Source organism: Streptomyces sp. NPDC000941 (assembly GCF_053599555.1).
Map to the genome: position 1 here is coordinate 1 of NZ_JBSFMM010000501.1, position 2322 is coordinate 2322.

2 protein-coding genes are annotated in these 2322 nt (G+C 69.3%); both read left to right on the forward strand.

What is annotated here, in order from left to right; all coding sequences use genetic code 11:
• Positions 1 to 1231, forward strand: a 1231-nt coding sequence (secD, locus tag ACWDSL_RS53060; protein WP_450496909.1) for a protein translocase subunit SecD, incomplete at its 5' end; no start/stop codon positions are given.
• A gap of 1 nt (position 1232) precedes the next feature.
• The coding region (secF, locus tag ACWDSL_RS53065) for a protein translocase subunit SecF (RefSeq protein WP_450496911.1) at positions 1233 to 2322 on the forward strand (1090 nt) is incomplete at its 3' end.

A 2322-nucleotide genomic window follows, 5' to 3' on the forward strand; every position in this document is an offset into this window, starting at 1 on the left:
CCTGAAGGCCGACAAGACGCCCAGCGCCTCGGAGAGCCCCAGCGCCTCCAGCAGCCCCAAGGCGAGCGAGACGCCCAAGGCGACCGAGACCCCCAAGGGTGACTCCGCCAAGGCCGACGATCTGACCAAGCAGCTCGCGGACCTGGAGTGCACCACCCCGCAGGACCGGGCCAAGGCCCGGGAGAAGGCCGCCGGCGCCAAGCCGAGCGATTCCGTCGTCGCCTGTGACCGGGACGGCTCGCGCAAGTTCATCCTCGGCCCGTCCCAGGTGGAGGGCACCGACGTCAAGGACGCCGCGTCCGTCTACGACAGCCAGGGCGGCGGGGGCTGGATCGTCGAGCTCAACTTCACCGGCAGCGGTGGCAAGAAGTGGGCCAAGGTGACCGGCGAGCTGGCCAAGCAGCAGCCGCCGCAGAACCAGTTCGCGATCGTCCTGGACGGCGAGGTCTACTCCGACCCCAGGGTCGACGAGTCCATCGTCGGCGGCCGGGCCCAGATCTCCGGCCCCGACTTCGACCAGAAGAACACCGCGGACCTGGCCAACGTGCTGTCCTACGGCGCGCTGCCGCTGTCGTTCGACATCGCGGACGAGACCACCGTCTCCGCCGCGCTCGGCGGTGAGCAGTTGGAGGCCGGACTGATCGCGGGCGCCATCGGCCTCGCGCTCGTGGTGGTCTACCTGGTCGTCTACTACCGGGGTCTGGCGCTGATCGCCCTGGCCAGCCTCGGGGTCTCCGCTGTCCTGAGCTACACGATCATGGTGCTGCTCGGCCCGGGTATCGGCTTCGCGCTGAACCTGCCGGCCGTCTGTGGTGCGATCGTCGCGATCGGTATCACGGCCGACTCCTTCATCGTGTACTTCGAGCGCATAAGGGACGAGATCCGCGAGGGCCGCACGCTGCGTCCGGCCGTGGAGCGCGGCTGGCCGCGCGCCCGGCGCACCATCCTGGTGTCCGACTTCGTGTCGTTCCTCGCGGCCGCGGTGCTCTACATCGTGACGGTCGGCAAGGTGCAGGGCTTCGCCTTCACCCTGGGCCTCACCACGCTGCTGGACGTCGTGGTGGTGTTCCTGTTCACCAAGCCGTTGATGACGATCCTCGCCCGGCGCAAGTTCTTCGCGAGCGGTCACCCGTGGTCCGGCCTGGATCCGCGGCGCCTGGGCGCCAAGCCGCCGCTGCGCCGCAGCCGCCGCAGCACCGCCCCCGCCCCCGCCGACCCGAAGGAGGCGTGAGATGTCACGACTCGGCACTCTCGGCGCCAAGCTCTACCGAGGCGAGGTCGGCTACGACTTCGTCGGCAAGCGGAAGCTCTGGTACGGCGTCTCGATACTGATCACCATCACGGCGATCGTGGGCCTGGCGGTGCGCGGGCTCAACCTGGGCATCGAGTTCTCCGGCGGAGCGGTCTTCGAGACTCCCAAGACCAGCGTGTCGGCCTCCCAGGCGCGCGAGGTGGCGGAGTCGGCGTCCGGCGGCCACACCGCGGTCGTCCAGGAGCTCGGCCGTGGCGGGCTGCGGATCCAGATCAGCGAGCTGGGCACCAAGGAGGCCCTGCCGGTCCAGGAGAAGCTCGCCAGGGAGATGGACGTCAAGGTCAGCGAGATCGAAACCCAGCTGGTCGGCCCCAGCTGGGGTGAGGAGATCGCCAACAAGGCCTGGCAGGGTCTGGCGATCTTCATGATCCTGGTGGTGATCTATCTCGCCATCGCCTTCGAATGGCGCATGGCGCTCGCCGCACTGATCGCGCTCATCCACGACCTCACCATCACGGTCGGGGTGTACGCGCTGGTCGGCTTCGAGGTCACCCCGGGTACCGTGATCGGTCTGCTGACCATCCTCGGTTACTCGCTCTATGACACCGTCGTCGTCTTCGACGGTCTCAAGGAAGCGTCGAAGGACCTCACCAAGCAGACCCGCTTCACCTACAGCGAGATCGCCAACCGCAGCCTCAACTCGACCCTGGTGCGTTCCATCAACACCACGGTCGTGGCGCTGCTGCCGGTCGGCGCGCTGCTGTTCATCGGTGGCGGGGCGCTCGGCGCGGGCATGCTCAACGACATCTCGCTGGCCCTGTTCGTCGGCCTCGCGGCCGGTGCGTACTCCTCGATCTTCATCGCCACCCCGCTGGTGGCCGACCTCAAGGAGCGCGACCCGCAGATGAAGGCCCTGGCCAAGCGGGTGCGCGCCAAGCGCGCCTCCGCGTCGGCCAAGGCCGACGCGGAGGGAGAGCAGAAGCCGCAGGACGTCACCCCGCAGCCGCGCGCCGAGGACGGCGACGGGCCCACCCCCGCCGCGGCGGGCGCGGGCCAGCGCCGCCAGCCGA